This window comes from Mycobacterium sp. UNC410CL29Cvi84, assembly GCF_000686745.1.
In the GTDB taxonomy this organism is placed as follows: Bacteria; Actinomycetota; Actinomycetes; order Mycobacteriales; family Mycobacteriaceae; genus Mycobacterium; species Mycobacterium mucogenicum_B.
In genome coordinates this window covers 15,148-37,989 of the sequence record NZ_JMLM01000016.1, presented here as the reverse complement: position 1 = coordinate 37,989, position 22,842 = coordinate 15,148, and the positions used below count along the sequence as shown (strand labels likewise).

Annotated in this window: 23 protein-coding genes; 8 read left to right on the top strand and 15 right to left on the bottom strand. The window is 66.9% G+C overall.

Annotation, left to right across the window (positions count from 1 at the left end):
• Window positions 1–70 precede the first annotated feature (70 nt).
• The 4 genes from BR47_RS0121600 to BR47_RS0121585 form a co-directional block, all read right to left on the bottom strand.
• The gene (locus BR47_RS0121600; protein WP_029120746.1) at window positions 71–817 is read right to left on the bottom strand and encodes a DAPG hydrolase family protein; all 747 of its coding nucleotides are present in this window, start codon (window positions 815–817) and stop codon (window positions 71–73) included.
• The gene (locus BR47_RS0121595; RefSeq protein WP_029120745.1) at window positions 814–2,154 is read right to left on the bottom strand and encodes an FAD-binding oxidoreductase; all 1,341 of its coding nucleotides are present in this window, start codon (window positions 2,152–2,154) and stop codon (window positions 814–816) included. The genes BR47_RS0121600 and BR47_RS0121595 overlap by 4 nt, the downstream gene beginning before the upstream one ends.
• Window positions 2,155–2,232: 78 nt before the next feature.
• Window positions 2,233–2,628 (bottom strand): hypothetical protein, encoded by a 396-nt coding sequence (locus BR47_RS0121590; RefSeq protein ID WP_020103387.1) that lies wholly within the window; start codon window positions 2,626–2,628, stop codon window positions 2,233–2,235.
• Entirely contained in the window at window positions 2,628–3,293 is a 666-nt protein-coding gene (locus tag BR47_RS0121585) for an O-methyltransferase (RefSeq protein WP_029120744.1), read from the bottom strand. The genes BR47_RS0121590 and BR47_RS0121585 overlap by 1 nt, the downstream gene beginning before the upstream one ends.
• An 84-nt stretch (window positions 3,294–3,377) precedes the next feature.
• Between BR47_RS0121585 and BR47_RS0121580 the strand changes: the two genes are divergently transcribed.
• Window positions 3,378–4,382, top strand: a complete 1,005-nt coding sequence (locus BR47_RS0121580) for a DUF4331 family protein (protein WP_029120743.1) — start codon at window positions 3,378–3,380, stop codon at window positions 4,380–4,382.
• A 99-nt stretch (window positions 4,383–4,481) separates the two neighbouring features.
• Here the strand turns inward: BR47_RS0121580 and BR47_RS0121575 are convergent, their stop codons facing one another.
• The 4 genes from BR47_RS0121575 to BR47_RS0121560 form a co-directional block, all read right to left on the bottom strand.
• Window positions 4,482–4,973, bottom strand: coding sequence for a TIGR04338 family metallohydrolase (locus BR47_RS0121575; protein WP_020103384.1), 492 nt, complete (start codon window positions 4,971–4,973; stop codon window positions 4,482–4,484).
• Window positions 4,970–5,719 (bottom strand): DUF2786 domain-containing protein, encoded by a 750-nt coding sequence (locus tag BR47_RS0121570; protein ID WP_020103383.1) that lies wholly within the window; start codon window positions 5,717–5,719, stop codon window positions 4,970–4,972. Before BR47_RS0121570 ends, BR47_RS0121575 begins: the two co-directional genes overlap by 4 nt.
• A 76-nt stretch (window positions 5,720–5,795) precedes the next feature.
• Window positions 5,796–6,833 carry an alpha/beta hydrolase family protein gene (locus BR47_RS0121565; protein WP_020103382.1) on the bottom strand — a complete coding sequence of 346 codons (1,038 nt, stop codon included), beginning with the start codon at window positions 6,831–6,833 and terminating at the stop codon, window positions 5,796–5,798.
• A gap of 13 nt (window positions 6,834–6,846) precedes the next feature.
• Window positions 6,847–7,686: an alpha/beta hydrolase gene (locus BR47_RS0121560; RefSeq protein ID WP_020103381.1), complete on the bottom strand. Its 840-nt coding sequence runs from the start codon at window positions 7,684–7,686 to the stop codon at window positions 6,847–6,849.
• A 60-nt stretch (window positions 7,687–7,746) separates the two neighbouring features.
• Between BR47_RS0121560 and BR47_RS0121555 the strand changes: the two genes are divergently transcribed.
• The gene (locus tag BR47_RS0121555) at window positions 7,747–8,778 is read left to right on the top strand and encodes a sigma-70 family RNA polymerase sigma factor (protein ID WP_029105666.1); all 1,032 of its coding nucleotides are present in this window, start codon (window positions 7,747–7,749) and stop codon (window positions 8,776–8,778) included.
• 190 nt (window positions 8,779–8,968) lie between these two features.
• A complete protein-coding gene (locus BR47_RS0121550; protein WP_029105665.1) occupies window positions 8,969–10,096 on the top strand; it encodes an NDMA-dependent alcohol dehydrogenase in 1,128 nt (375 codons plus the stop codon).
• A 71-nt stretch (window positions 10,097–10,167) separates the two neighbouring features.
• Here the strand turns inward: BR47_RS0121550 and BR47_RS0121545 are convergent, their stop codons facing one another.
• Window positions 10,168–11,055: a helix-turn-helix transcriptional regulator gene (locus BR47_RS0121545; RefSeq protein WP_231388117.1), complete on the bottom strand. Its 888-nt coding sequence runs from the start codon at window positions 11,053–11,055 to the stop codon at window positions 10,168–10,170.
• Window positions 11,056–11,246: 191 nt separating this feature from the next.
• Between BR47_RS0121545 and BR47_RS0121540 the strand changes: the two genes are divergently transcribed.
• Window positions 11,247–12,557: a hypothetical protein gene (locus BR47_RS0121540; RefSeq protein WP_141772283.1), complete on the top strand. Its 1,311-nt coding sequence runs from the start codon at window positions 11,247–11,249 to the stop codon at window positions 12,555–12,557.
• A gap of 65 nt (window positions 12,558–12,622) precedes the next feature.
• Here the strand turns inward: BR47_RS0121540 and BR47_RS0121535 are convergent, their stop codons facing one another.
• Window positions 12,623–13,531: a DUF4349 domain-containing protein gene (locus BR47_RS0121535; protein WP_020103376.1), complete on the bottom strand. Its 909-nt coding sequence runs from the start codon at window positions 13,529–13,531 to the stop codon at window positions 12,623–12,625.
• A gap of 199 nt (window positions 13,532–13,730) precedes the next feature.
• Window positions 13,731–14,507, bottom strand: coding sequence for an SDR family NAD(P)-dependent oxidoreductase (locus BR47_RS0121530; protein WP_029105664.1), 777 nt, complete (start codon window positions 14,505–14,507; stop codon window positions 13,731–13,733).
• 154 nt (window positions 14,508–14,661) lie between these two features.
• Here BR47_RS0121530 and BR47_RS31095 point away from each other — a divergent pair, with 154 nt between their 5' ends.
• Window positions 14,662–15,483: a maleylpyruvate isomerase N-terminal domain-containing protein gene (locus BR47_RS31095; protein WP_177127415.1), complete on the top strand. Its 822-nt coding sequence runs from the start codon at window positions 14,662–14,664 to the stop codon at window positions 15,481–15,483.
• 20 nt (window positions 15,484–15,503) lie between these two features.
• On the opposite strand, the gene BR47_RS0121520 is transcribed toward BR47_RS31095, so the two are convergent.
• Window positions 15,504–15,884: a hypothetical protein gene (locus tag BR47_RS0121520; RefSeq protein ID WP_029120742.1), complete on the bottom strand. Its 381-nt coding sequence runs from the start codon at window positions 15,882–15,884 to the stop codon at window positions 15,504–15,506.
• Window positions 15,885–15,952: 68 nt separating this feature from the next.
• Complete coding sequence (locus BR47_RS0121515) at window positions 15,953–16,387, bottom strand: MarR family winged helix-turn-helix transcriptional regulator (RefSeq protein WP_036427646.1); 435 nt, start codon at window positions 16,385–16,387, stop codon at window positions 15,953–15,955.
• A 76-nt stretch (window positions 16,388–16,463) separates the two neighbouring features.
• On the opposite strand from BR47_RS0121515, the gene BR47_RS0121510 reads away from it, so the two are divergent.
• From BR47_RS0121510 to BR47_RS33265, 3 genes are all read left to right on the top strand, one after another.
• Window positions 16,464–17,222 (top strand): pirin family protein, encoded by a 759-nt coding sequence (locus tag BR47_RS0121510; RefSeq protein WP_029120740.1) that lies wholly within the window; start codon window positions 16,464–16,466, stop codon window positions 17,220–17,222.
• Window positions 17,223–17,392: 170 nt separating this feature from the next.
• Window positions 17,393–18,499: a phosphodiester glycosidase family protein gene (locus tag BR47_RS0121505; protein ID WP_081633528.1), complete on the top strand. Its 1,107-nt coding sequence runs from the start codon at window positions 17,393–17,395 to the stop codon at window positions 18,497–18,499.
• Entirely contained in the window at window positions 18,499–19,089 is a 591-nt protein-coding gene (locus BR47_RS33265; protein ID WP_141772281.1) for a hypothetical protein, read from the top strand. Before BR47_RS0121505 ends, BR47_RS33265 begins: the two co-directional genes overlap by 1 nt.
• An 80-nt stretch (window positions 19,090–19,169) precedes the next feature.
• On the opposite strand, the gene BR47_RS31090 is transcribed toward BR47_RS33265, so the two are convergent.
• Together BR47_RS31090 and BR47_RS0121490 are read right to left on the bottom strand one after the other, a co-directional pair.
• Window positions 19,170–21,542 carry a hypothetical protein gene (locus BR47_RS31090; RefSeq protein WP_020103368.1) on the bottom strand — a complete coding sequence of 791 codons (2,373 nt, stop codon included), beginning with the start codon at window positions 21,540–21,542 and terminating at the stop codon, window positions 19,170–19,172.
• A 491-nt stretch (window positions 21,543–22,033) separates the two neighbouring features.
• Window positions 22,034–22,837, bottom strand: coding sequence for a hypothetical protein (locus BR47_RS0121490; RefSeq protein ID WP_020103367.1), 804 nt, complete (start codon window positions 22,835–22,837; stop codon window positions 22,034–22,036).
• Window positions 22,838–22,842: the final 5 nt, after the last annotated feature.

The following is a 22,842-nucleotide window of genomic DNA, read 5'->3' as shown; positions in this document are numbered from 1 at the left end:
TCGTAACGTGTTTGATAGTTCATGGAGAGTGGCGTCAGCCACACCCGCCGCCGGCCACCTCGCGCGCGGGCTAACCGAACTGCGCGTGGAGCTCCGGCAGGAAGCCGGCGAGGTGGTTCATCTCCTGCGCGCAGTGCACCAGCAGATCCCGCGGCTGCGGCAGCTGACGCGCAGCGAGCACCCGAAACGCATGGTCCGCCAAGGACTTACCGGCACGGAAGCTGACGTGCTGCCCACCCATCCAGAAGCGAGAGCGCATCTCGGCACCGTCCGGGGTCGGCCGCACCTGATGAACCAGCCAGCCGATGTCGACCGGGATGTCCGGCGACCCGAGGCGGGCGACGATCGCCAGCCCGGCGTGCCCTTGCGACTCCGGGTCGACGAACTGGATCGCGACCGAGCTGAGCGCCGAGCCGAGGTACTCCTCGACCAGCGAGGTCCGGCCGACATAGGCCAGGTCGTCACGGCCGTCGCGCCACTGCGCCGACACGTGCGCCCGCGGATGCCACAGCTTGTAGCGGCGCGCGTCGCAGCCGTGCCAGCCGAACCACCAGTCCCACATCTGCGGCGTCACGCCCGGCATGTCGGTGCGCACGGCGACGGTGTAGCCGCCGTCCGACAGCGTGCCGTAGCCGTTCTCGGTCTGCTGATAACCGTCCGCGGCCAGCGGTTCCCCGAAATCGGGCAGCACCGGACCGGCCTGCGGCCCGTGCTCGAGCGCCTCCACCACGTGGCGTGGGAGCGCCGCCATCTCCGGATTGAAGAACCTGCCGAACGGTGTGTCCGCGTCGTCACCGCGGTAACCCAGGTAGCTCATGTCCGTCCCATCCAGGCGTAGAAGCGACCCTCCGGGTCATATTGTGCGCGCACCGCATCCAGTCGCGCCATGGCCGCGTCGCTGGCGAACCGGGCCGGCCGGGCACCGAGGTTCTCGTCGGCCAGCTGTATCCCGGTGGCCAGGTGGGACATCGCCGCCATGTTGGATCGGGCCCAGTCGCCGTATTTTTCGTCATCGGCTGCGTCCTGCCAGCCGGCGTAGAGCGCCAGGTACACCTCGTCTTCCAGGCTGTAGGCCATGTCCTGACGGGCGGGCGACGGCCCCCAGTTCAGCCAGAGGAAATGCGATGGATGCGGCGGCATGGTCTCGAGGATGTTGCGCACGCCGGGCAGCAGCTCGGCCGTCGACGCCGACGTCCACATGTTGTCCGCGGCGTACCGGTGATCGTTCAGGTAGTTGCTCATCACCGCGTCGTACCAGGTGGGCAGGTTCGTCGGCGCGAACGGCACGGCCATCAGGGCGTGGGGACGTGCGGGGCACGTATCCAGCAGTGCCACTGCGGCTTTCGCGTCGTCGTCGCTGTCGGCGAACACCGGAGAAGCCAGCACGATGCCCGGCGTATCCAGCCCCGAGCTCGGCATGGCGCGGGAAGCGACGATCTGCAGCTCCACCCGGCGGTCCACGTCGGCACTGATCGCGCGGGCCCACGTATAGATGTCGTCGGCGGCCCCGAAAGGGTAGACGTACAGGCTGCTGCCGCACACCGGCGGCTTCGGATAGAGGCGCAGGTGGAACGCCGTTACGACGCCGAAGAATCCCGGACCGGATCCCCTTGCCGCCCAATACAAGTCGGGGTGATGCTCGGCGTCACACCGAATCTGCTCACCGTCGGCGGTGACCACATCGAGCGCCAGCACGCTTTCGCACGCCGGCCCCAGCACGCGGCTGTTCCACCCGTAGCCACCCTGCAGCAGGTAGCCGCCGAGCCGCACGCCCCGGCAATGACCTGACGGGAAGAACAGGCCCTGCTGCTCCAGCTCGCCGGCCAGCACGCTGCCGCCCTTACCGGGCCCGACCACGGCGGTCATCGCGTCGCGATCCACCCGGCACGTGTCGAGCCGGCTCACGTCGAGCAGTAGGCCGCCGTCGCGCAGGTGATTGGCCGACCAACTGTGCCCGCCGGAGCGGATACCGACCGCCAATCTGTTTGCACGGGCGTAGCGGACCGCCTCCACCACATCGGCAGTACACGACGCCTGCACGATGATGTCCGGAAAACGCTGCGGCACACGCGCATTCCACACCGTCGCGCAGCGCGCCTCTTCATAGCCCGCGTCACCGCGGCGGAAATGTCGGACTTCGGCCAAAGCTGTCACCGCAACTCCTCACGCCTCGACGCCCCACCGAAACGTAACACCGGAAATCAGCGGCTGCGTCAAATTTGAGTTGCGGGCCTACTCGGCCGTCAGCACCGCCCGAGCGCCGACGGGACTGGCCAGCGGCACGATGATCTGGCCGGGCATGATCATCATGGTGCAGACCATCCGCTCGCGATCCGACCGCCGGCCCGACGTCAGAGTGACCACCACGGTCTGGTCGGTCTCCGTCGCGGTGGCGTGCACTCCGTAGCAGTCGGGCGATCCGACCGAAACATTCAGCGCCACAGCAGGTTCGGGGTCCATCCGGCTCCATGACTCCGCGGCCAGCGGATGGGGGTCGACGATCGCCGGATCGTCGACGAACGTCGTTCCCGGCGACAGCGGCGCCTCCGGAAGCGGCACCGGGTCCGCCGAGGCCGTCGGCGCCAGGCCGACGGCCAACCCCAGTCCCGCGGCGGCGACCCTGAGCACTACGCCCCGACCCGTGCCACGGCGAAACCGTCCCAGCCCTTGGCGCCGACGGTCTGGATGGCGGCGGCTTCCAGGCGCGGGTGGTTGCCCACCAGCTCGAGCATGTTGCGTACCCCGTGCGCCTGCAGGTCATCGGCCGCCGGTTCGAGCACGCGGCCCATGCGGGTGACGTTGTCGACGACGATCACCGCGCCCGGCGCCGCCAGTCGCACCGCCCAGTCGACGTAGGCGCTGTTGTTCTCCTTGTCCGCGTCGATGAAGAAGAAGTCGAACTGCGCGCCGCGTTCCGCCAGCTGCGGCAATGTGTCGAGCGCTGCGCCGACGAGCACCTCGACGCGGTCCGCGACGCCGGCCCGCTCGAAGTTGGTCTGCGCGACCGCGGCATGTTCAGGGGAGTACTCCAGCGTCGTCACGCGACCCTCGGCACCGACGCCCCGGGCGAGGTTGATGGTGCTGTAGCCCGCAAGGGTGCCGATCTCGAGCACCCGGGTGGCGCCGCTGATGGTCGCCAACAGCGACAACAACTTTCCGTGCTGCGCCGAGACCTCGATGGCCGGCATGCCCGCCGTCACCGCGGACTCGCGCGTCGCCGCCAGCGCTTCGTCCTCGGTGCGCAGCACCTGGTTGAACATCTCGTCGACAGCCTGCGGCTCGGGTTGGGTCATGGCCTCAGGCTAGCGCGGGCGCCACAGGTCCGAGATTGACCGATTCTGGTTCGGCACGAACCGCCGACCACTTAGATGACGTTCATGTCGAATCACTTCACGGGGCTCAGCCTCGGCCCACCCCTGGGCGACCAGCGCCTGGACCTCTGCGACCTGTACGCATTCCAATCGCCGGCCGACCCGGCCCGGACGGTGCTCATCCTCAATGCCAACCCCAGTGCCGACGCCCTGCACCCCGATGCCATCTACCGGTTGGCCATCGACAACGACGGCGATCTGCGCAACGACATCGCGTTCAGCTACGTGTTCTCCGAGCCGGATTCGGGCCGGCAGACCGTCGACGTGTACCTGGCAACCGGCGAGGCCGCCAGATCACCGGAGGCGGTGGGCGACAAGATCTTCGAGGGCGTCGAGGTGTCGTTCGGCAAGGAGCCCGTGATCGCCGAGTCCGGCGACTACACGTTCTTCGCCGGCGCCCGCAGTGATGCCTTCTTCTTCGATTTCGACGGCATCAAGAACCTGTTCGACATCAGAGGCGGGCGCAACTTCACCGCCCTGCACCTCAGCGGCGAGTTCCCGTGGACCGGAGTCGATTCCAATACGAAGGCCAACGTGTGCTCGATGGTCCTGGAACTGCCGACCACACAACTGCTGGGCACCACGCCCGACTTCCGGATCTGGGGCCGCTGCAGCGTCCGCCGCGACGGCACGCTGCTGCATGTCGACCGGGCCGGGCATCCGTCGGTCAGCAGCTTCTTCAATACCGACGAGACCAAAGAGGAGTACAACGCCAGCGAGCCGGAGCACGACCGGGACCGGTGGATGCCGATGTTCGTCCACCTGCTGGGGCACACCGGCGGCTACACGGACGAGGAGGCTGTCGCCGCCGTCGATGCCGAGGGCATCCTGCCCGACATGCTGACGTTCAACCCGTCGCTACCGGCCAAGTACCCGAACGGGCGGACGTTCACCGACGACGTGATCGACTACCGACTGGCGTCTTTGACCAAGGGCGACTGCCCACCGTCAGGTCTGAGCCCACACGCCGACACCTTGGACGTCTTCCCGTATCTGGGGCCACCGCACTAGACGATCACCAGAGGGACGCTCGCCGGCCGCGAGCGTGCGCGGAGTACACGCCGAACGCGGCGTGTCCATGTACAAACACGCACGCTCGCGGGAAAAGGGTTAGCGCACTCCCTCTTTGGCATAGACCACCCGCAGGACGTGCCCGACCTCCGGGCCCATCACCAGCTCCGCCAATTCGCAGAACGCCGCGGTGAACGCCGGACCGTGCGGCGGCACCGCGGCCGACAGGTGGTGGGCCAGCTCGTGCAGAACCACCAATTCCCTCAGCGCCCAGGTTGATTGGCGTTCAGGTACCGCGATGACCGCGCCGCCCTCACCCGCCTCGTAGTGGGCGGCCGTCACACCCCGCCGTGCCCGTACCGCCACCGCACCCGCGTCGGGCCACCGCGCCGCCACCGCCGGCATCGTCAACACCTGGTCGACATAGCGCCGCACCGCGTCGACGGACCCGAAGCGAGCCTCGGGCGGCAACGTCAACTGTGCCCCGAAGAACTCGACCGACCGATTGCCGCGCTCCCCGGCGCGGTCGAACAACGTGCGCACGAACTGCTCAGCGGCGTACACCGCGGACCGTTGAACGTCCCGGGTCATCGCTCCAGAGCCGTACGCGCACCGGACAATTCAGGACTCGGCCCGAGCCGCGCGCGGCGCCCGGCCCGGTCGCCGGCCCGCCGCGCCGCCGACGAGTAGCCGGCCGAAGCACTCGTCGCCCGCCAGCTCCCCCGCGCCTGCGACGTCTTCTTGTAGAACGACACCAGCTCAAGGTCCTTGTTGCGCAACGCAAGCGCGGTCCCCGGCTGATCGGCGCGCTCGGCCGTCGCCGCCTGCCGGGCCTCCTCGCGCGCGTCGACGAGCCGCTGCCCGACGCGCGCGCCGAACGCCAGCTGGAAGTTGAGCCGGGCGGTGATGGTCGGCGTCGGCCGGTGCGCGCCCGTGGAGATGTAGGCATCCGACGACTTGACCATCTGCACCACCACGCTGGCGTACAGGGCGTGGGTGGCGTCGATGTCCTCGGCGAACCCGTAGGCGTAGACGAACGTCGAGTTGGACGCGATATCGCATTTCACGTCGTTGGCCCGCGCGATCAGCACGAACAACTGCACGAACGTGCGCAGACCCCGGGTGCCCGCCTCCCCGATGGTCACCGTGCGCTGCACCGGCTCCTGGGCCGCGGTCCGGGTCGCCGAATGCGCCCGCGCCACCGCCAGATCGATAGACGTCGTGGTGGCCAGCCGCTGCGCTGCCGCCATGAACGCCTCGGCCTCGTGCGGGTTGTCAGTGTTCTCGGCCTGCCGCAGCAAGGCCGCGATCCGAGCCAACATCCTGTCGTCACTCATGGCGCCAACCACCTTGTCCGACAAGAACTTTCAGATACATTGCGCTTGATCTATCCCCCATGGCGGCAGTGTACGACTACCTTCCGACAAATCCGTCCAGCGCGCCCGTCAGCTGCGGGGACAGCGGCGCCTTGTTGGCGTAGTTGGCGACGTTGTCGGTCGGATCGTCGCGCAGCACGTGGCTGACACCCTTGAGCGGAACCACGGTGAGCGCGGTGTGCGCCAGCGCGGCGATCAGCGGCTGCTCCGCCTCGCAGAAGGCCTGGACGTCCGAATCCGAGCAGGTCAGCAGCACCGGCATGCCGTTCGGCAGCTTCGCGGCCAGCGCCAGCGGGTCGATGGCGTCCGCCTCCAGCACCGCCTTGGCGTTGGCGGGGTTGAGGATCGCGCTCAGGCCTTCGGGCAGCTTGGCCGGCGGGGTGCCGGTGGCGCGCGTCGACGCGACGGCCGCTGACCAGTCCGCCAGCACCTGGTCGGCCTGTTGCCGGGTCTTGGCGCCGGCTTTCACGTCGGCGTCGACCGAGGCCCGCACGCGGTTGGTGATGACATCGAGATACCGGCCGGCCAGCGGCTGCAGCAGCGCGAGCGAATGGATCTTCGGGGCATCCGGGCCGGTGTCGGTGGCGAGCGCCAGCGCGTGGACGGTGCCCTCGCCCAACCCGTAGACCGAGATGCGCGCGGTGTCGGTGCCCTTCTGCGCAGCCAGGAACTTCACGGCCGCCTTGGCGCCGGCGGTATACACCGCGCTGCCCACGTCACGCAGGTTCTGGGCGTGCGGCCCGAGCCCGGTCTTGCCGGTGCCGACCTTGTCGTACCGCAGGCTGTCGACCTTCTTGTCGGACAGGTACTCGGCGAGCTGGCGCATGTTGCCGACCTTGCCGGCGACGGCGTTGTCACCGTTGCGGTCGGTTTGGCCGCTCTCGGAGATCAGCAACACCGACGGCGCCGCGGCGGCTCCGGGCACATGGCGGTAGCTGCCGTGAATGGTCAGGCCGTCGGCGACGAAGCTGACGTCCTCATCGACCCAGTCGCTGCCACCGCCCGGCTTGTCCGAACCGCACGCCGCCACCGCCAGCACCGCCAGCCAAACCAACAGGCGCACAGCCCATTTCACGCGAGCACCCCCGTCACAGCCGCACTTCGATCCAGCTCACGACGTCGTCGAGCACCACTGCCTTCTCGGGCTCGTTGAACACCTCGTGGTACAGCTTCGGGTAGACCTTCAGCGCCACGTCGGACGAGCCGACGCACTCCACCAGCTTGCGGCTGCCGGCCACCGGGACCAGCTTGTCGTCCTCGCCGTGCACCACCAGCAGCGGCGCGGTGAGGGCGGCGGCGCGCTGCGGCATGGTCTCGCCGACCCCGATCAGCACCTTGCCCACCCCGGCGGGCACCTTGCCGTGATACACGAGCGGGTCGGCGTTGTAGGCCGCGACCACCTCGGGATCACGCGACACCGCGTCGAACGGCAGGCTCTGCGCGGGCAGCCCGGGAAGGATGGAGCCCAGCAGCTTCGCCGCCAGCGCCAACGGCAGGCCGACCTGGGACCGGGCGTCGACCGCAGGACCGGACAGCACCATGAGGTGATAGTCGTCAGGGTGCTCGACGCCGTACGCGAACACGATGCCGCCGCCCATGCTGTGGCCGAGCACGACCCGCTTCAGCTCGGGGTATTCGGCGGTCGCAATGCCGACCAGGTGGTGGAAGTCCCCGGTGTACTCGGAGATGTCCCGGACGAACACGCGTTTGCCACCCGAGCGGCCATGGCCCCGGTGATCGAGCGCGAAGGTGATCAGCCCGGCCTCACCGAACCGTTGCGCGACATGGTCATAACGACGGGCATGCTCGCCGAAACCGTGCGACAGGATCACCACGCCCGTCGGGTCGGTATCGGGCACCCAGACGTCGTAGACGATCTTGGTGCCGCCGATGCCGTCGAAGCTGCGTTCGCTGCGGGTCGTGGCCATGGAGAGACAATATCTGGGGTCCGGCCCCAGCGCGTCCGTCGCCGCCGTGACGCCCGCCGGATGTCACACCCCCTGCGTACCCTGGGTCACGTGAGTGTCCTCAGAGAAGACGCGGCAGCCACACCGGCACAGTCCAGGGACGCGTTCCTGGCCGACGCCCAACGGCACCGGCGTGAGCTGCTGGCCCACTGTTACCGCATGACCGGTTCTCTGCACGACGCGGAGGACCTGGTGCAGGAGACCTACCTGCGCGCCTGGAAGGCCTACGACAACTTCGAGGGCAAGTCGTCGGTGCGGACCTGGCTGTACCGCATCGCCACCAACACCTGCCTGACCTCACTGGAAGGCCGTCAGCGCCGGCCGTTGCCGTCGGGGCTGGGCCAGCCGGCGGCCGACCCGCAGGCCGAGATCACCGAGCGCACCGACACCGCCTGGCTCGAGCCGCTGCCCGACGTGCACGACGCACCGGGTGATCCGCAGACCATCGTCGGCTCCCGTGAGTCGGTGCGGCTGGCGTTCATCGCTGCGCTGCAACATCTTTCGCCCCGCCAGCGCGCGGTGCTGGTGCTGCGCGACGTGCTGCAGTGGAAGGCCGCCGAGGTCGGCGAGGCCGTCGGCACTTCCACCGCCGCCGTCAACAGCCTGTTGCAACGGGCCCGTGCCCAGCTCGATGCCGTCGGCCCCAGCCAGGACGACGCCCTCGTCGCCCCGGAGTCCGACGAAGCCAAGGACCTGCTGGCCAAGTACGTCAACGCCTTCGAGTCCTACGACATGGACGCGCTCGTGAAGCTGTTCACCGCCGACTCGGTGTGGGAGATGCCCCCGTTCGACACCTGGTACTCGGGCCCGCGGGACATCGTCGAACTGTCCCGTTTCAAGTGCCCCGCCGAGCACCCGGGCGACATGCGGTTCGTCGCCACCACCGCCAACGGGCAGTCCGCCGCGGGCATGTACATGCGCAATGCCGAGACGGGCCGGCACGAGGCGTTCCAGCTGCACGTGCTGGACATCAAGCCCGACGGCATCTCGCACGTCGTCGCGTTCATGGACCCGACGCTGTTCGAGAAGTTCGACCTGCCGGCCCACCTCTGAGCCCTCCGCCACCGTTCCAGCCGCGAACCCGGCCGGCCTCGACGCGCCCGTTTGCGGCACCCTGCGCACTACTGCTGCTAGTTTTTGATAATTCCCTACAACATGTTCTGACGCCATATTGATGCAGGTAGACGGCCTGCCATAGCATCTTTCTGGAACGTGTTCTCACTTTGTGGCTATGATCTTCGTCATGAAGACCAAAGGTGCTCTGCTGTGGGAAGTGAACTCCCCCTTCCAGGTCGAGGAGATCGACCTCGGTGACCCCGTCGCCGACGAAGTACAGATCCAGATGCATGCCGCCGGCATGTGCCACTCCGACTACCACCTGACCACCGGCGCGACCCCGATGCCGCTGCCGTGTCTGGGTGGGCACGAGGGCGCGGGCGTCGTCACCAAGGTCGGCAAGAACGTCACCGGCATCGAAGAGGGCGACCACGTCATCCTCGCGTTCATCCCGGCCTGTGGCTCCTGCCCGCCGTGCATGAAGGGCTTCCGCTCGCTGTGCGACCGCGGCGCCGTCCTGCTGGGTGGCAAGTCGATCGCCGACGGCACCAACCGCATTCACACCGCCGGCGGCAAAGAGGTCGCGGCGATGAACCTGCTGGGCACCTTCGCGCCGTACATGACGGTCCACAAGGACTCCGTCGTCAAGATCGACAAGGACATCCCGTTCGAGTCGGCCGCCATCATGGGCTGCGCCGTGCCGACCGGCTTCGGCTCGGCCACCAACGTCGCGCAGGTCCAGCCCGGTGAGACGGTCGCCATCGTCGGCGTCGGCGGCATCGGCATGAGCGCGCTGCAGGGCGCGGTGATCTCGGGCGCCAAGCACGTCATCGCGATCGACCCGAACCCGTGGAAGCGCGAGCAGGCGATGAAGTTCGGCGCGACGCACGTCTACGCCTCGATGGCCGAAGCCATCGCGCCAATGATCGACCTGACCTGGGGCCTGATGGCCGACAAGGTCATCATCGCCGTCGGTGAGATGAAGGGCGAGTACATCGAAGAGGCCATGATCCTGACGGCCAAGACCGGCACCTGCGTCGTGACCGGCATGGGCTCGATGATGGACGCCGACGTGAAGCTGAACCTGTTCCTGTTCACGATGTTGCAGAAGACGTTGAAGGGCAACATCTTCGGTGGCGGCAGCTCGCACATCGAGACCCCGCGCCTGGCCGCGCTGTACAAGTCCGGCCTGCTGAATATCGACGACATGATCACGCGGACCTACAAGCTCGAGGACATCAACCAGGGCTACCAGGACATGTTGGACGGCAACAACATTCGTGGCGTCGTCACCTTCGACGAGTCCGACTGGTAACTGTTCTTTCGCGAACAGCCGAAGCTGCCCCTTTTCCGCGGAGAAGGGGCAGTTTTGTGTCCTGGCCACGATCACCGGGCGTTCCGATACGCACTGGGCGATACGCCGACGCGCTTCCGGAACGCGGTGGCGAAGTGGTTCGGCGTCGAAAAGCCAACTGATGATGCAATTTCGGCGATACTCGTCGCGCTGGACATCAACAGCATCTTGCCACGGTCGATCCTCAAGTCCAGGAGGAACTGGTACGGCGTGGTGTGAAAGGCCCGGCGGAACGCGCCGATGAAAGCGTGCACCGGCATTCCCGCCAACTGCGCCAGTGCATCCAGATGAATCTCGGAATCCATTCCGTCGCTGAGGAAGTCGACGAGCCTGGAACGAGTCTGGGCGTCGAGGTGCCGATGCCCTGGTTTCCTCGGTGCCGTCGCGGTGTACTTCTCGCAGATCAGCAGGCGGGTGGTTTCAGCCAACGAGTGGGTGAGTAATCGCGCCATGGCGTCGTCACGGTCGGCAACGCTGTAAATTTCCTCGACCAAATGGTGAATGAGCCTGTCCCGGTACTTGATTCGGGGCAACAGTGCCGTGTCGTCGATCACCCCGCGCGGGACGGCAATCTCACAAATGCCGGCGACATCGCCTTGGACCAGCGCCGCACATTGAACGCCCGCCGGCTTCCACCAGACGTCTCCCGCCGTCGGCGGCACCTGGCCCGATGGTCCCCAGTCCAGCGCGGTCTGGATGGAATGCATGGCGCCACCGCGATATACGTACACCAGATGATGCGTGTCACTGAAGCTGCACCAATCCGTTGGCGCCGAGATGCGCTCCGTGGAGAAGGCGAACGACAACCCGCGCGCCGCAACATCCTCGCGCTCCAACACTATTCGCGGCGTAAGCGGGCGGTCGCCGTCCCACGGCTTCATCCCCATCGGAAACCCCACTGGCACATCATTTTCGATCACACGGTCGGCGGAATGCTAGGCCTTCCGAGATGAACCGTGGCTGGTTTTGCAAACCTACCTTCTAGTAACTTCGCCTGGTTTGAATATTTGAAAAGCCCTACAGAATGTGAATGCACATCTGCCGTTCAGTCCGTACTTTTTGGGCCGGTCAGTGACAGCTGACCTCCTCGACTGAACCAAAGGAAACCGAGTTGAGTCTCGCTCTACGCCCGTATATGAACGCCGGCGTCGCGCTCGTCGGCGCCGGCGTCATTGCCCTCACCCCCGTCACGGCTTCCCCAGCGGCCGTTCATGTTCCGGCCCTGCGCTCTGCCGCAACGGTCGAACTCACGGCATTCACCAACCCGCTGGAGACCTGGGCGTCGGTTGGGCAGGCGACTGTGGGCAATCTGCTGGACATCGGTCATTACCTCGCGGCACACCCTGCGCCGGTCCTCCAGCAACTCATCGCAAACCGTATGACGGACGCCAACACGTTGGGCACAATTCTTCAGACCGTCGCGACAGGGCTTCAGGGATGGCTCAGCCCCTGGAGCCCGGATGGTATCGCCCACTACGCGCATGTTGCGGCCGATCAAGCCCGCGCAGGCGACCTTCGAGGAGCGACCGACAGCTTGTACAACGGGATCGTCAATGGGTTCAAGTTCAAAGTAGGGCTGCCGTTGCTGGGCACGCTCGCCATCTGGCAGAGCGTGGCAAAGGACGTGTACACCATCGCCACCGAACTGCCGTACGCTCTCGCCATCGGGCCGTTCCAGTACTCTTTCACCGCCATCAAGACATTCCAGATGGCAGTTGGTGACACCCTGCAAGGGTTCGGCGACGCGCTCAAGGCGCGCGATCTCGTCACCGCGGCGAGCTTTCTCATCAATGCACCGGCAGTGATAACCGGCGCAGTCCTGAACGGCTATTCCTATTTCGACACCGCTGGGGTCCTGGGCGAGGACGGCGTGATCAATCAACTGATCAGATATACGCGCGAAAGGGTCGCACAGGCTCTCAAGCCCAAATCAACTGCAGCCGTGGCACCTCGATCAGATGTTGACTCGGCAATTTCAGACTCGACTGCCGCATCGGCGATCACTCCGTCCACCAATCCTGCAACCGCATCGTCAGGGACGGCGGTCCCGACGAAGCCCGGTTCAGCTCCCGCGCCGGCGAATTCGACGAAGAGCGAATCGACGCCAACAACAATTGACACGACCGCAGCCGCATCGACAACAACCAGCCAGGAAGCTGCGGTTCCAGTCGCCAAGACCGTCGCCGGCCCCACACCGACCCAAGCAGTCAAGGACGTCGAAAAAGCTGCGGCGAAGGCGATCTCGACTGCCGGTAAGCAGATCACATCTGCCACCAACAAGTTCGGCGAGGATCTGAAGAAGACTTTCACGAAGCCCCGCAAGCCCGCCAAGACGGATGCATCGACCAAGCCGACAAAGCCCGACTCAGACAGCAGTGGCGCGAACACGGGCCAGAAGGCCAGTTCGGGGGCAGCCAAGTAGAGATCGCACCCGCGAACGCCCCCAATTCCTTTCGAGATCGGGGGCTTTCGCACGACGTGCGGAAGCTACTCCTCCGTTTTGGAGGCGGGCGCCACAGGCTCGGCTGGTGCGCTCTTGTGACGCGAGCCCGACCACTTGACGAAGACGTAAAGCGCCCCGCCGAGGACCGCCAGTGGAATCAGCCACGGCAGCAGGAATCCGAACGCCAGTACGAGGTGAGAACCGAAGGCCCACAACGTGTCCCAGCCATGTTCGATCTGCCCGAAGAAGCCGTGATAGCGCTCCGGGGCTGGGCCGCCGCGACGCTCGGCGGTGATCTGGACGTCGACCGAGCTGTAGGTGATCTGGTCGCGGAGGGTGTCGCGCTGCGCCTGCAGGCTCTGTAGCTCGGCCTGCCGCGACGACAACGCCTCCTCGGCCTTGATCAACGCATCGGGGTCCTTCGAGTCACGCATGATCCCGAGCAACCGATCCACCGACGTCTTCAGCGCGGTGATCCGGGCATCGAGGTCGACACGACGTGCGGTGACGTCGTCGGTCTTGACCTCGAGCGTCTGGACGGTGCCGAGCCCCTTGAGCGCCGCCAGGGCAGGGTCGAGCCCGTTGGCCGGCACTCTCAGCACCAGGTGGACGCTCGCGCGGCCGGACGTCGACCCCGCGTCGTCCGAGCGCTCGTCGACGCGGCCGCCCGCTTTGTCGACGATCGTGGTCGCCTTGTCCGCGGCCGCCGTCGGGTCCGCGGTGACGAGGATCAGCGACGCGGTCTTGACGATGTCCCGCGGTTGTTCGACGGGCGGCGCCGGCGCCTCGGGGGCACCGCCTTTGAAATCCGCGCCACTCTTGAGCGGCGCCGGTGCCGCCGGGGCCGACTCGGAATGCCGCGTCGAGTTGCCGCCGCTGCACCCGGCCACCAACCACAACGATGCGATCAACAGAGCGAGAAATACGACCGGCCGGAACCGCGTGCGCGTCATGCCATCCGAGCGTACCGAGCGATTCACAGGAATTCGGCGGCGAATGTGCAGCCAGATCGCTTGAATACGCCGGCTGGATCCGCAATCTCTGCGCACATTCGGTGCGGGGTCGGCGCGCGCAGTCCCGCGGGGCGACCCCGCAACAAAACTGCCCCTCATCCGAAGACGAGGGGCAGTTTCGTGTCTGTTCGCGAAAGAACTACTTCGGAGGCATCCGGATGCCGCCGTCGACGCGGACGACCTCGGCGTTCATGTACGAGTTGGTGATCAGCTCGATGACCATGGAGGCCAGCTCCTCGGGCTTGCCCAGGCGGTGCGGGAACAGCACCGACTCGCCGAGCTTGGCCTTGAAGGCCTCCGAGGCTTCGCCCTCTCCGTAGATCGGGGTGTCGATCAGGCCGGGGGCCACGGTGTTCACGCGGATGCCGACTGCCGACAGGTCGCGCGCGACCGGCAGGGTCAGGCCGACGACGCCGCCCTTGGACGACGAGTACGCGGCCTGGCCGATCTGGCCGTCGAACGCCGCGACGCTGGTCATGTTGACGATGGCGCCACGCTCACCGGACTCGGCGAGGTCGTTCTTGCTCATCTGGGTGGCGGCGATGCGGATGCAGTCGAAGGTGCCGACCAGGTTGATGTCGAGGACCTTCTTGTACAGGTCCAGGTTGTGCGCCGACTCGAACTCGCCGTCCTTGCCGATGGTGCGCTGGGCCCAGCCGACACCGGCCGAGTTCACGAGCGCACGCAGCGGGCCGAGGTCAGCGGCGGTCTTGACCGCGTCGATGATCTGCTCGGTGTTGGTGACGTCGACGGTGACGAAAACGCCGCCGATCTCCTTGGCGAGGGCCTCGCCCTTCTCGGCCTGGAGGTCGGCAATGACGACCCGGGCACCCTTGGCGGCCAACTGACGGGCAACAGCCGCACCGATTCCTGACGCGCCGCCGGTGACGACCGCGCTAGCTCCATTGATATCCACGCCGACAGCGTATGCGAGGCCGTCCGCTCACCGGGACGGACCTCGCAAAGCTCATCCGGCGTCGACATCATGCCGATCGAACCCGGCGAATCGGCCGAATCGGAGGTCGGCTGAAACACCTCGTCGTCGGTCCGCCCGGTGCGAGGATCTGTGCGTGTCCGGCATCGATCTGGCAGGGACCCGGGAGGCCTTGCGGGCCGCAGCGTCCCGGACATCCGCACTCGTACGCAGCGTGAGCGATCCCGCCGCTCCGGTCCCGAATCTCTCCTGGACCGTGGCGGAGACCGCTGCTCATCTGGTCACCGGCTTGCAGCACTACGCGGGGCTTGTCACAGGGGAGACGGACATTCAGGAGTACCTCGCGCTCGCGCCGCCGCGTGCTACGCCAACCGAGCGAGGGGTGATCGCAAACGCTCGCATGCTCGAGGAGTTCACGGAACGGGATCCGCGCCGGCTCGCCGACCTGCTGATCAGCGCAGCGGAGAACTTCATCGCGGTATCCGACCGGCGGCCAACTGACGAACCGATACCGGCCTTCAACGGTTTGGCCATGACCGTTCCGGTCATGGCCAGTGCCATGCTGGGCGAGCAGCTGCTCCACGGCCTCGATATGGCCCGCGCTGTCGGGGGCGACTGGACGATCTCGAGAGCCGAGGCGTTGCACGTTATAGCCGGTGTAATGGCGATGATTCCCGACTATGTCGACCGGCAGAAGGCCGCCGGACTGCACCTGGCTTATGAGCTGCGATTCCGGGATGGTCCCCGCTATCGCGTCACGATCGAGGACGGATCCGCCGCCGTGGGCCCGGCCGGCGGGGCCGTCGACTGCTGGATTTCAGCCGACCCCGTCGCGTACCTGTTGGTGGGCTATGGCCGGACCAGCCAGTGGGCGTCGATTCTGCAGGGCAAGATCCTGTCGGCAGGCCGCAAGCCCTGGCTCGGCGCCAAACTCGGCCAACTGTTCGTGAAAGTGTGATGCGACGCCGCGAACGGCTACTACTGCGGGCAGACCAGCACGGTCTCGTGGAAATGCCAGCTGTCGATGTTCACGTATTCACCGGGTGCGCCGGGCACCGAGCCGCTCGAATTGAGTTCCGGGATGTAGACGGCGTTGATCCGCGCGCCGAAACCGAAGCCGGTGTTGTATTTGACGCCGCCGGACTGCTCGATGGTCCAGTTCACCATGCCGTCGGCGTAGGTGTAGGTCCGGTTGATCTGAAGGTCCTTGCCGATGCCGACGCTCTTCTCGCGCTTGAGCACCATCGGGGTGCCGTCCAACGGCACACAGCGTTCGGCATGAGCCAGCGGGGCCGGCAGCCACGCCAGCCCAGCGGCCAGTGCGCCCGCTGCCGCAACGGTGGCTACCGAATGTTTCACGTGAATCCTCCCCGCAAACCCGACGACCCCTACTGTAACCGCGAATTCGCCCCGGCTCCCCGGCTCCGTCAGTCCACTCGCTCGAGCACCGTCGCGGTCCACCGCCGCAACGCGTCCGCCTGCGCTCGGCTCATGCCGTCGAACACCGTCGCGCGTACCAACTCGGCATGCCCGGGGGCGGCGGCCTCGAGCGCCTCCCGCCCTCCCGTGGTGACCGTGACGACGGCGGCGCGCCGATCGTCGGCGGCCCCGGACCGCTCGATCAGACCGCGCGTCCGCATGCGCGCCAACTGGTGAGACACCCGACTCTGCTCCCACCCCAGATGGGCACCGAGTTCACCCATCCGACAGTCGGGCAGCTCACTGAGTGCGACCAGGACGTCGTAGTCCGCCAGCGACAAGCCGTGATCGCGCTGCAGCTGCCGGTTGAGTGCCGCCTGCAAGCGGCCGCTCATGGCCAGGTACGCGCGCCAGAGTTCCTGTTGGTCGTCGGTCAGCCACATGAAATATATGACACATCATTTATGTTGTGCCGTCCAGTAGGGACACCTAAGCTCACCGACAACGACAGGGGCCGCCATGACCGAAACCATCGACATCCGTCGCGCCGCCGACCGCGACGCCACCCGCATCTCGTGGCTGGACTCCAAGCATTCGTTCTCGTTCGGCGGTCACTACGACCCGGCCAACACCCACCACGGCCTGCTGCTGGTGAACAACGACGACCGCGTCGCACCGGGTTCGGGATTCGAGACGCATCCGCACCGCGACATGGAGATCGTCACCTGGGTGCTGCGCGGGTCGCTCGTGCACCAGGACTCGACCGGCAACTCGGGCGTCATCTATCCCGGACTGGCGCAACGGATGTCGGCCGGACGCGGCATCCTGCATTCGGAGAAGAACGACTCCTGGCGCCTGAGCGGGGCCGAATCACACAGCGAGCCGGTGCATTTCGTGCAGATGTGGGTCGTGCCCGACGAGTCCGGCAAGACGCCCGGCTACCAGCAGCTCGAGATCGAGGACGAACTGCTGCGCGGCAAGCTGGTCACCATCGCCTCGGGCATGCCCGGCCACTCCAATGACACCGCCATCACCATCGGCCAGCGCAACGCGGCACTGCACGGCGCCCGCCTGGAGCCCGGCGACAGCGTCCAACTGCCGTCGGCGAAGTACTTACACCTGTTCGTGGCCCGCGGCGAGGTGGCGCTCGAGGGTGCCGGGCCGCTGCAGGAAGGTGACGCCGTCCGGCTGACGGCGTCGGGCGGGCAGCGCGTCACCGCCACAACACCGGCCGAGATCCTGGTGTGGGAAATGCACACCGATCTGCTCGGCTCGTAACCCAGCACCAACGGCCCCGCCCCGACTCCGGTCGGTGGCGGGGCCAATTACCGTGTCCGCCACGGTGATTCATCCGTCGCCGAGCCGTGATGCGGACGTGACCAAAGTTGACAGAGTGTTTGCTGTGGCTACGCTGAAGGTCGTTGTATCGGACCGGAGGAAGGGCCACAATGTCGTTTCTCGGGCCGGTTACCCGACGCGACACCATCCGTCGCGCGCGAAAGATCGTCAGGCGCACAACGCTTCTGGCCTTGTGCGCCGGCCTGGTCGGCACCATTGGCGTGCCGGCCGCCCAGGCCGCCGACGGGCGCTCGCTACTGGTCAACGCCATCACCAACTACCGCGGCAGCTTCCTGGTCTACAACTTCGGCGGTGATCACCCCGCGCCGATGCTCAACGCCGCGGGCAACTGGTACGAGTCCGGCAACGGCGGGCACCTGCTCGTCATCAAAGCAGCGTCCCAGCGCATGAATCCCCGCCTGCTCGTCGACTCCCACCGTGGCATCCAATCCCGCTGCGAACGCGATCCCCGGGCCCGTACCGCCGAAGGTCTGTTGCAGGCTTCCGAAGTCTTCACCCCACTGGAGGCCTGGCAGGCACTGGGCCGGCCCACCATTGCGGTGAACGCCAACTTCTTCGACATCCGCGGCCAGCAGGGCGGCTCGTGGACGTCGACGGGCTGCAGCTCGCCGCTCGGCGCGTACGTCGACAACACCCGCGGCCAGGGCCGCGCCAACGCCGCGGTCACCGGCACCATCCCCTACGCGGGCAAGCAGGGCCTGTCCGGCGGTAACGAGGTATGGACGGCGCTGAGCACCATGATCATCCCATCCGATGGCGCGCCCCACATGATCACCCCAAGCAGCACAAGCGATTTCAACGCTGCGACGGGCCCGATCAACAACCTGGTGAACCAGGGTGCCCGGTTCGTCGCCGTCAGCGGCATCGGCCTGCTGGCGCCCGGCGACACCGGCCAGCTGAACGACGGCGGCCCCAGCGCCGCCCGCACCGCGCTCGCGTATGTCCGAAGCCGCGACGAGATGTACATCTTCCAGGGCGGCAGCCACACCCCCGACCAGATTCAGGACCTGTTCCGGGGACTCGGCAGCGACACCGCCATCCTGCTGGACGGCGGCGGCTCGTCCGCCATCGTGCTGCGCCGCGACACCGGCGGCCGCTGGGCCGGTTCCGGTACCCCGCGGGGTTCCTGCGACACCCCGGCAGTGCTGTGCGACTCCAGGGAACGCGCCCTTCCCGGCTGGCTCGGCTTCGCCTGATGCGTCAGGCGGCAGGCCGCTCCGCCACCGGTGCCGCTGTCGGCACCGGGATCAGCCTTGGCGCCAACGTTTTTCGGCTCCTTCTCGACCTCGGACCCGCCCGACCGGGACGTCCGTTTTCTGCCCGCGCCATGGTGCGGCTCGCCCTTCTCGCCATCCCGCGCCGACACCGACCTCCCGTCACCGGACTCGAGATCGAACGCTTCCCGGCGTGCCTGCGGATCGGCCTGAAGATCGGCCTCCGTATCGGTCTCGGGCTCTTCTGCCTCGGGCTCGGCATCGGGGTCTGTCTCGGCCTGTGTCTCTGGCTGTTGGGCCGGCTGCTCGTCGGCATCGTCGTTGCCGCCCGCCGACTACTGGCCAGCGTTCTTCACCTGCGAGCCAGTCACACCGGCCCGGTTGCGCGACAGCGGCGCGGAATTGAGAGACGCACGCACGATGGCGGCCGTCAGGCCGGCGGCGCCGGCGTGCGGCGACGGCACGCTGCTCGTCAGACCTGCGCGAGACCGACCACTGTGCCCAGAAAGTCATTGGGCAGCAACCGGTTTGGTGGCGAAGCGCGGCCCCGACGACGCGTCGCGTACCACTGACGGAGAGCGACCAGCCCATCTGACCCGACCGAAAAGAACGCCCGACGTGAATCCACGTCGGGCGTTCCTGTTGCCGTGTGTCAGCCGGCGTGGGCGGCTGAGCCCCCGCCGGTCGCGGCGGTGGACTTCGCGGCGCCGTCCTTCTTCTGCTTCTTGGTCTTCGGGACGTCCTTGGTGACCTTCTCGGACTTGTCGGTGCCGGCCTTGGTGGCCTTGGTGTCCTTGTCGGCCTTCGCGGGCTTGTCGGCCTTCTTGTCCTTCTTGTCCTTGCTCACGGTCGACGTGCCGTCCGCGTCGTCGGCGGCGTGCTTGGGCTTCTGGCCGCTGTCCGGCGTGGACGGGGTGCCTTCGGGCGCGGCGTGCTTGCCCGAGGAGTCCTCGGTGCCCGTCTTGGTGTCGGACTTCGGGTCGGTCTTGGTCTCGGTCTTCGGGTCGGTCTTGGTGTCCTCGGCCGTGGGCTCGGCCTTCGGGTCGGTCTTGGGATCTTCGACGGCCGGCGTGGTACCGGTCTTGTCCTCGGCCGTCTTGTCCTTCTCGCCGGCCGTCTGGTCGGTGGCCTGCTTGCCGTCCTTCTTGCTCGTGCCGGTGAAGCCGGTGAGGTTGGCCGACAGCGGCGCCAGCTTCGGCGTGGTCGACGGGATGTCCGTCGCGGCCGCCGAGCTGACGACGCCCTCCTTGGCCGCCAGCGAGTTGATCGTCGCGCCCTGTGTGAGGCCGCCCAGCGTGCCCAGCACATTCTTGAGCAGGTTCTGCACCGTGCCGGCCAGGCCACCCAGCGGGTTGAAGCCGCCAAGCTTGCCGCCGGTGATCAGCTTGATCAGCGCTTCGACAGCGTTGTCCGGCGCATCGGTCGGGTTGGCGCTGAAGAATTCCTTCTTGAATCCGGCCACCAGCGAGTTCATGATGTCCGCCGGCACCTTCTGCCAGTTGACATTCGGGAACGAGAAGAACGGCGTCGGGGTGCCGGGGTCGTTCAGCGTACGGCTGTAGGTGCCGTCCGCGTTGCGGACCACGTCGGTGTAGCCCAGGTTCACCAGGCTCGTCATGGCCGGCGCGAGGGCGTTCGCCAACTTGTAGATGGGGCTGCCCAGCGTGCCGAAGCTGACCATGTTCAGCACGTCGCCGGTGAGGTACATCGGTTCCATCAACGGCAGCGTGTTGGTCGGGATCGTCAGATAGATGTTGACGGCCAACGGGTTTCCGGTCAGCAGGCCACCGGTGAGTGCGCCGAGCTGGGTGGTCAGCTGGCTCGTCAGCGTCGCGGTCGAGATGCCGCGCAGCAGGTAGGTCGGCAGCGTGCCGGCGACCAGGTTGTTGGCCAGGCTGAACGGGTTGGGCCAGGCGGCCAGGTCCGAGAACGGCTGGTATTCGAGGGTGGCGTCCACCTTGATGGGCAGCAGGTTGGCGCCGCCGATGCCCAGTCCGGTGTTCAGCAGCGGGATGCCGCCGCTGTTCGCGGCGTGCACGTCCGGGGTGATCAGGTTGATGCCCAGGAGGTCGCCGATCGGGTAGAAGCGCGCCAGCAGGCCGCCGTTGGCGCGGCCCAGGTTGTTCAGCAGGATCATGGGCAGGACGGTCAGGCTGCCGAGCACCGGGCCCGCATGATTCGCACCGCCCGGCTGGTTCGCCAGGTCCGCGAGCACCTTCGAGTACGCCTGTCCCATCGAGAACGCCCCGAGTCCGAAGCCGACGCTGATCGGTACGCGCACGTCGATCAGGTCCAGCTTGTCCAGGCCGATGGCACCGCCGACGGTGTCGATCGCGAGCTGCAGGGCAGTGACCAGCGGCCCCAGCACCGGAAGTTGCCCAGCTCGGCTCAGCACGGTGTCCAGCAGACCCATGGCGCCGACATCGAGGTACTCGGTGTTGTTGATCGCGTTGGCGATGGCGTTGGCGGTGCCCGGGGTCCAGCCGAGGTCCAGGCCCGCGATCTTCAGCAGCGTGAACACCGGACCGGCGGTGACGATGTTGACGCCGGGAACGTTCAGGTCGCTCAGGTCCAGGATGTTGTCAAGGTGAATGCCCAGAATGTCCAGCAGACCGCTCAGCGTCACGTTGCCCTGGGCGTCCATGATGCCCAGCCCCTTCAGCAGCGGGACCAGGGCACCCGTGAGGAGCGGGCCCAGCGCCGCGTTCAGCAGCGGCGTCAGCTTGATCGGCAGCGCATCGAGGATCTGGCTCAACAGGTTCTTCGGCAGCTGGTTGATCAGGTTGGTGAGGTTGAGCCCGCTGAGACCGCCGATGCCGCTGAGCGCCTGGACGAGCGGCGGAAGCAGCGCCTCGACACCGCCCTGGGCCAGGTTGTAGGCGGCGTTGCCGACGCCGAAGGTGATGTCGGGCAGCACGCCCGGTTTCGGGAACGGCGTGGTGAATGCGGACAGGTTGACGGCCGAGTGCGACGACGGCACCACGCGCGGCGCCGGCGCGTTCGGCACCGAGGCCGTCACGGTCATGGCGGTAACTGTTGCAGCAGTCACCCCCAGCAATGCCGCCCGCTTTGCTTGAACCCGCCCTGCGAGATGCGTAACAGCCATTTGCCCCGTCCCCTCAGCCGCCACAATCGGTTATCAACCGGACGGTAACATTAATGCATCGCAGCTCCAACACGCACTTTGACCTGCCCCTTTCCCAGATTTGGCAAACAGGTGAACGGAGCTCGCGCCAACGGTTGAACGCCACGAAGTCAGCTAATTTTCGCGTCGCGAAAATTGTTTGCTGGTCGAGAGGCGGGGCGGTTTTCACCCGGGGCCGGACGCCGGCAAATATTGACGCCGACAGTCACTGTGATGTGCGACCGCTGCAGGTCCAGACGTGATTCACGCCATAGCCGGCCTGTACGCCGCGCGCCCTCCGCCATTTGCAACCGCCCCGCGACAGGCGATTCACAGTGTGCTGACAGGTAGCGCGCGTCAATTCAGGCAAACACGCCCAAAGCGGGCTGCCGTTACAGCTGGGGAGTCAGATCCAATTTGGTCAGGGCGCTCATCTGACTGACCTTCCAATCAGCGCCGGAACGCTTCAAGGTCAGCCGGTACGACAGGTACCGCAGCGAGGGGATGCCCTTGGTCAACGGACTCGTCGCGACGGAGTTGGTGTAGACGATCGCGGTGGCCTCATTTGCACTGATACTTTCCACCGCTGTGCCCATCACCTTGGTCTGGTTGGTGACCTGAGCCTGCTTGTTGCTGGCGACGATCGAATCGACGAACTTGCGGTACTCCTCGGCGAAACCACCGGCCAGATACTGCTGCGACCGGTCCGCCAACTTGTCCATGTCGTTGGGCGAGTACGACCACAGCGTGGTCACCGCCGCGGCAGCGATCTTGGCGACCTGGAACTTGTTCTGGACCAGGGCGCGATCCGCCAGATACGGCTGCGCCGCGGCACCCGCGAACGCCGACGCACCGACGAACAGCGCCGCCGCCACGACACCGGCGATCAACAGCTTGCGTCCGGCGGGGCGATGCGGCACCAGCGTCACCGGAGCCGCCTCTTCCGCGGCTACCTCGTCAACCGTGTCGCCGTCCGAATCTTCCTGCGCGGCAGCCTCTTCCGGCTGCTCATCGGCTGCTGCGGCCTCATCGGCCGGGGCGGTAGCAGCGTCGTCAACGGCCTCGTCAGCCGGCGCGGTGTCCTCAGCGCCGGCGGCATCCGCAGCAGGCGCGGCGTCGGCGGCCTTCTGCCGGGGCAGCCGGTGCCTGCGCCGGGCGGCCTTGCCCTGCGGGGCGTCGGCCGGAGCATCGGCCACAGACT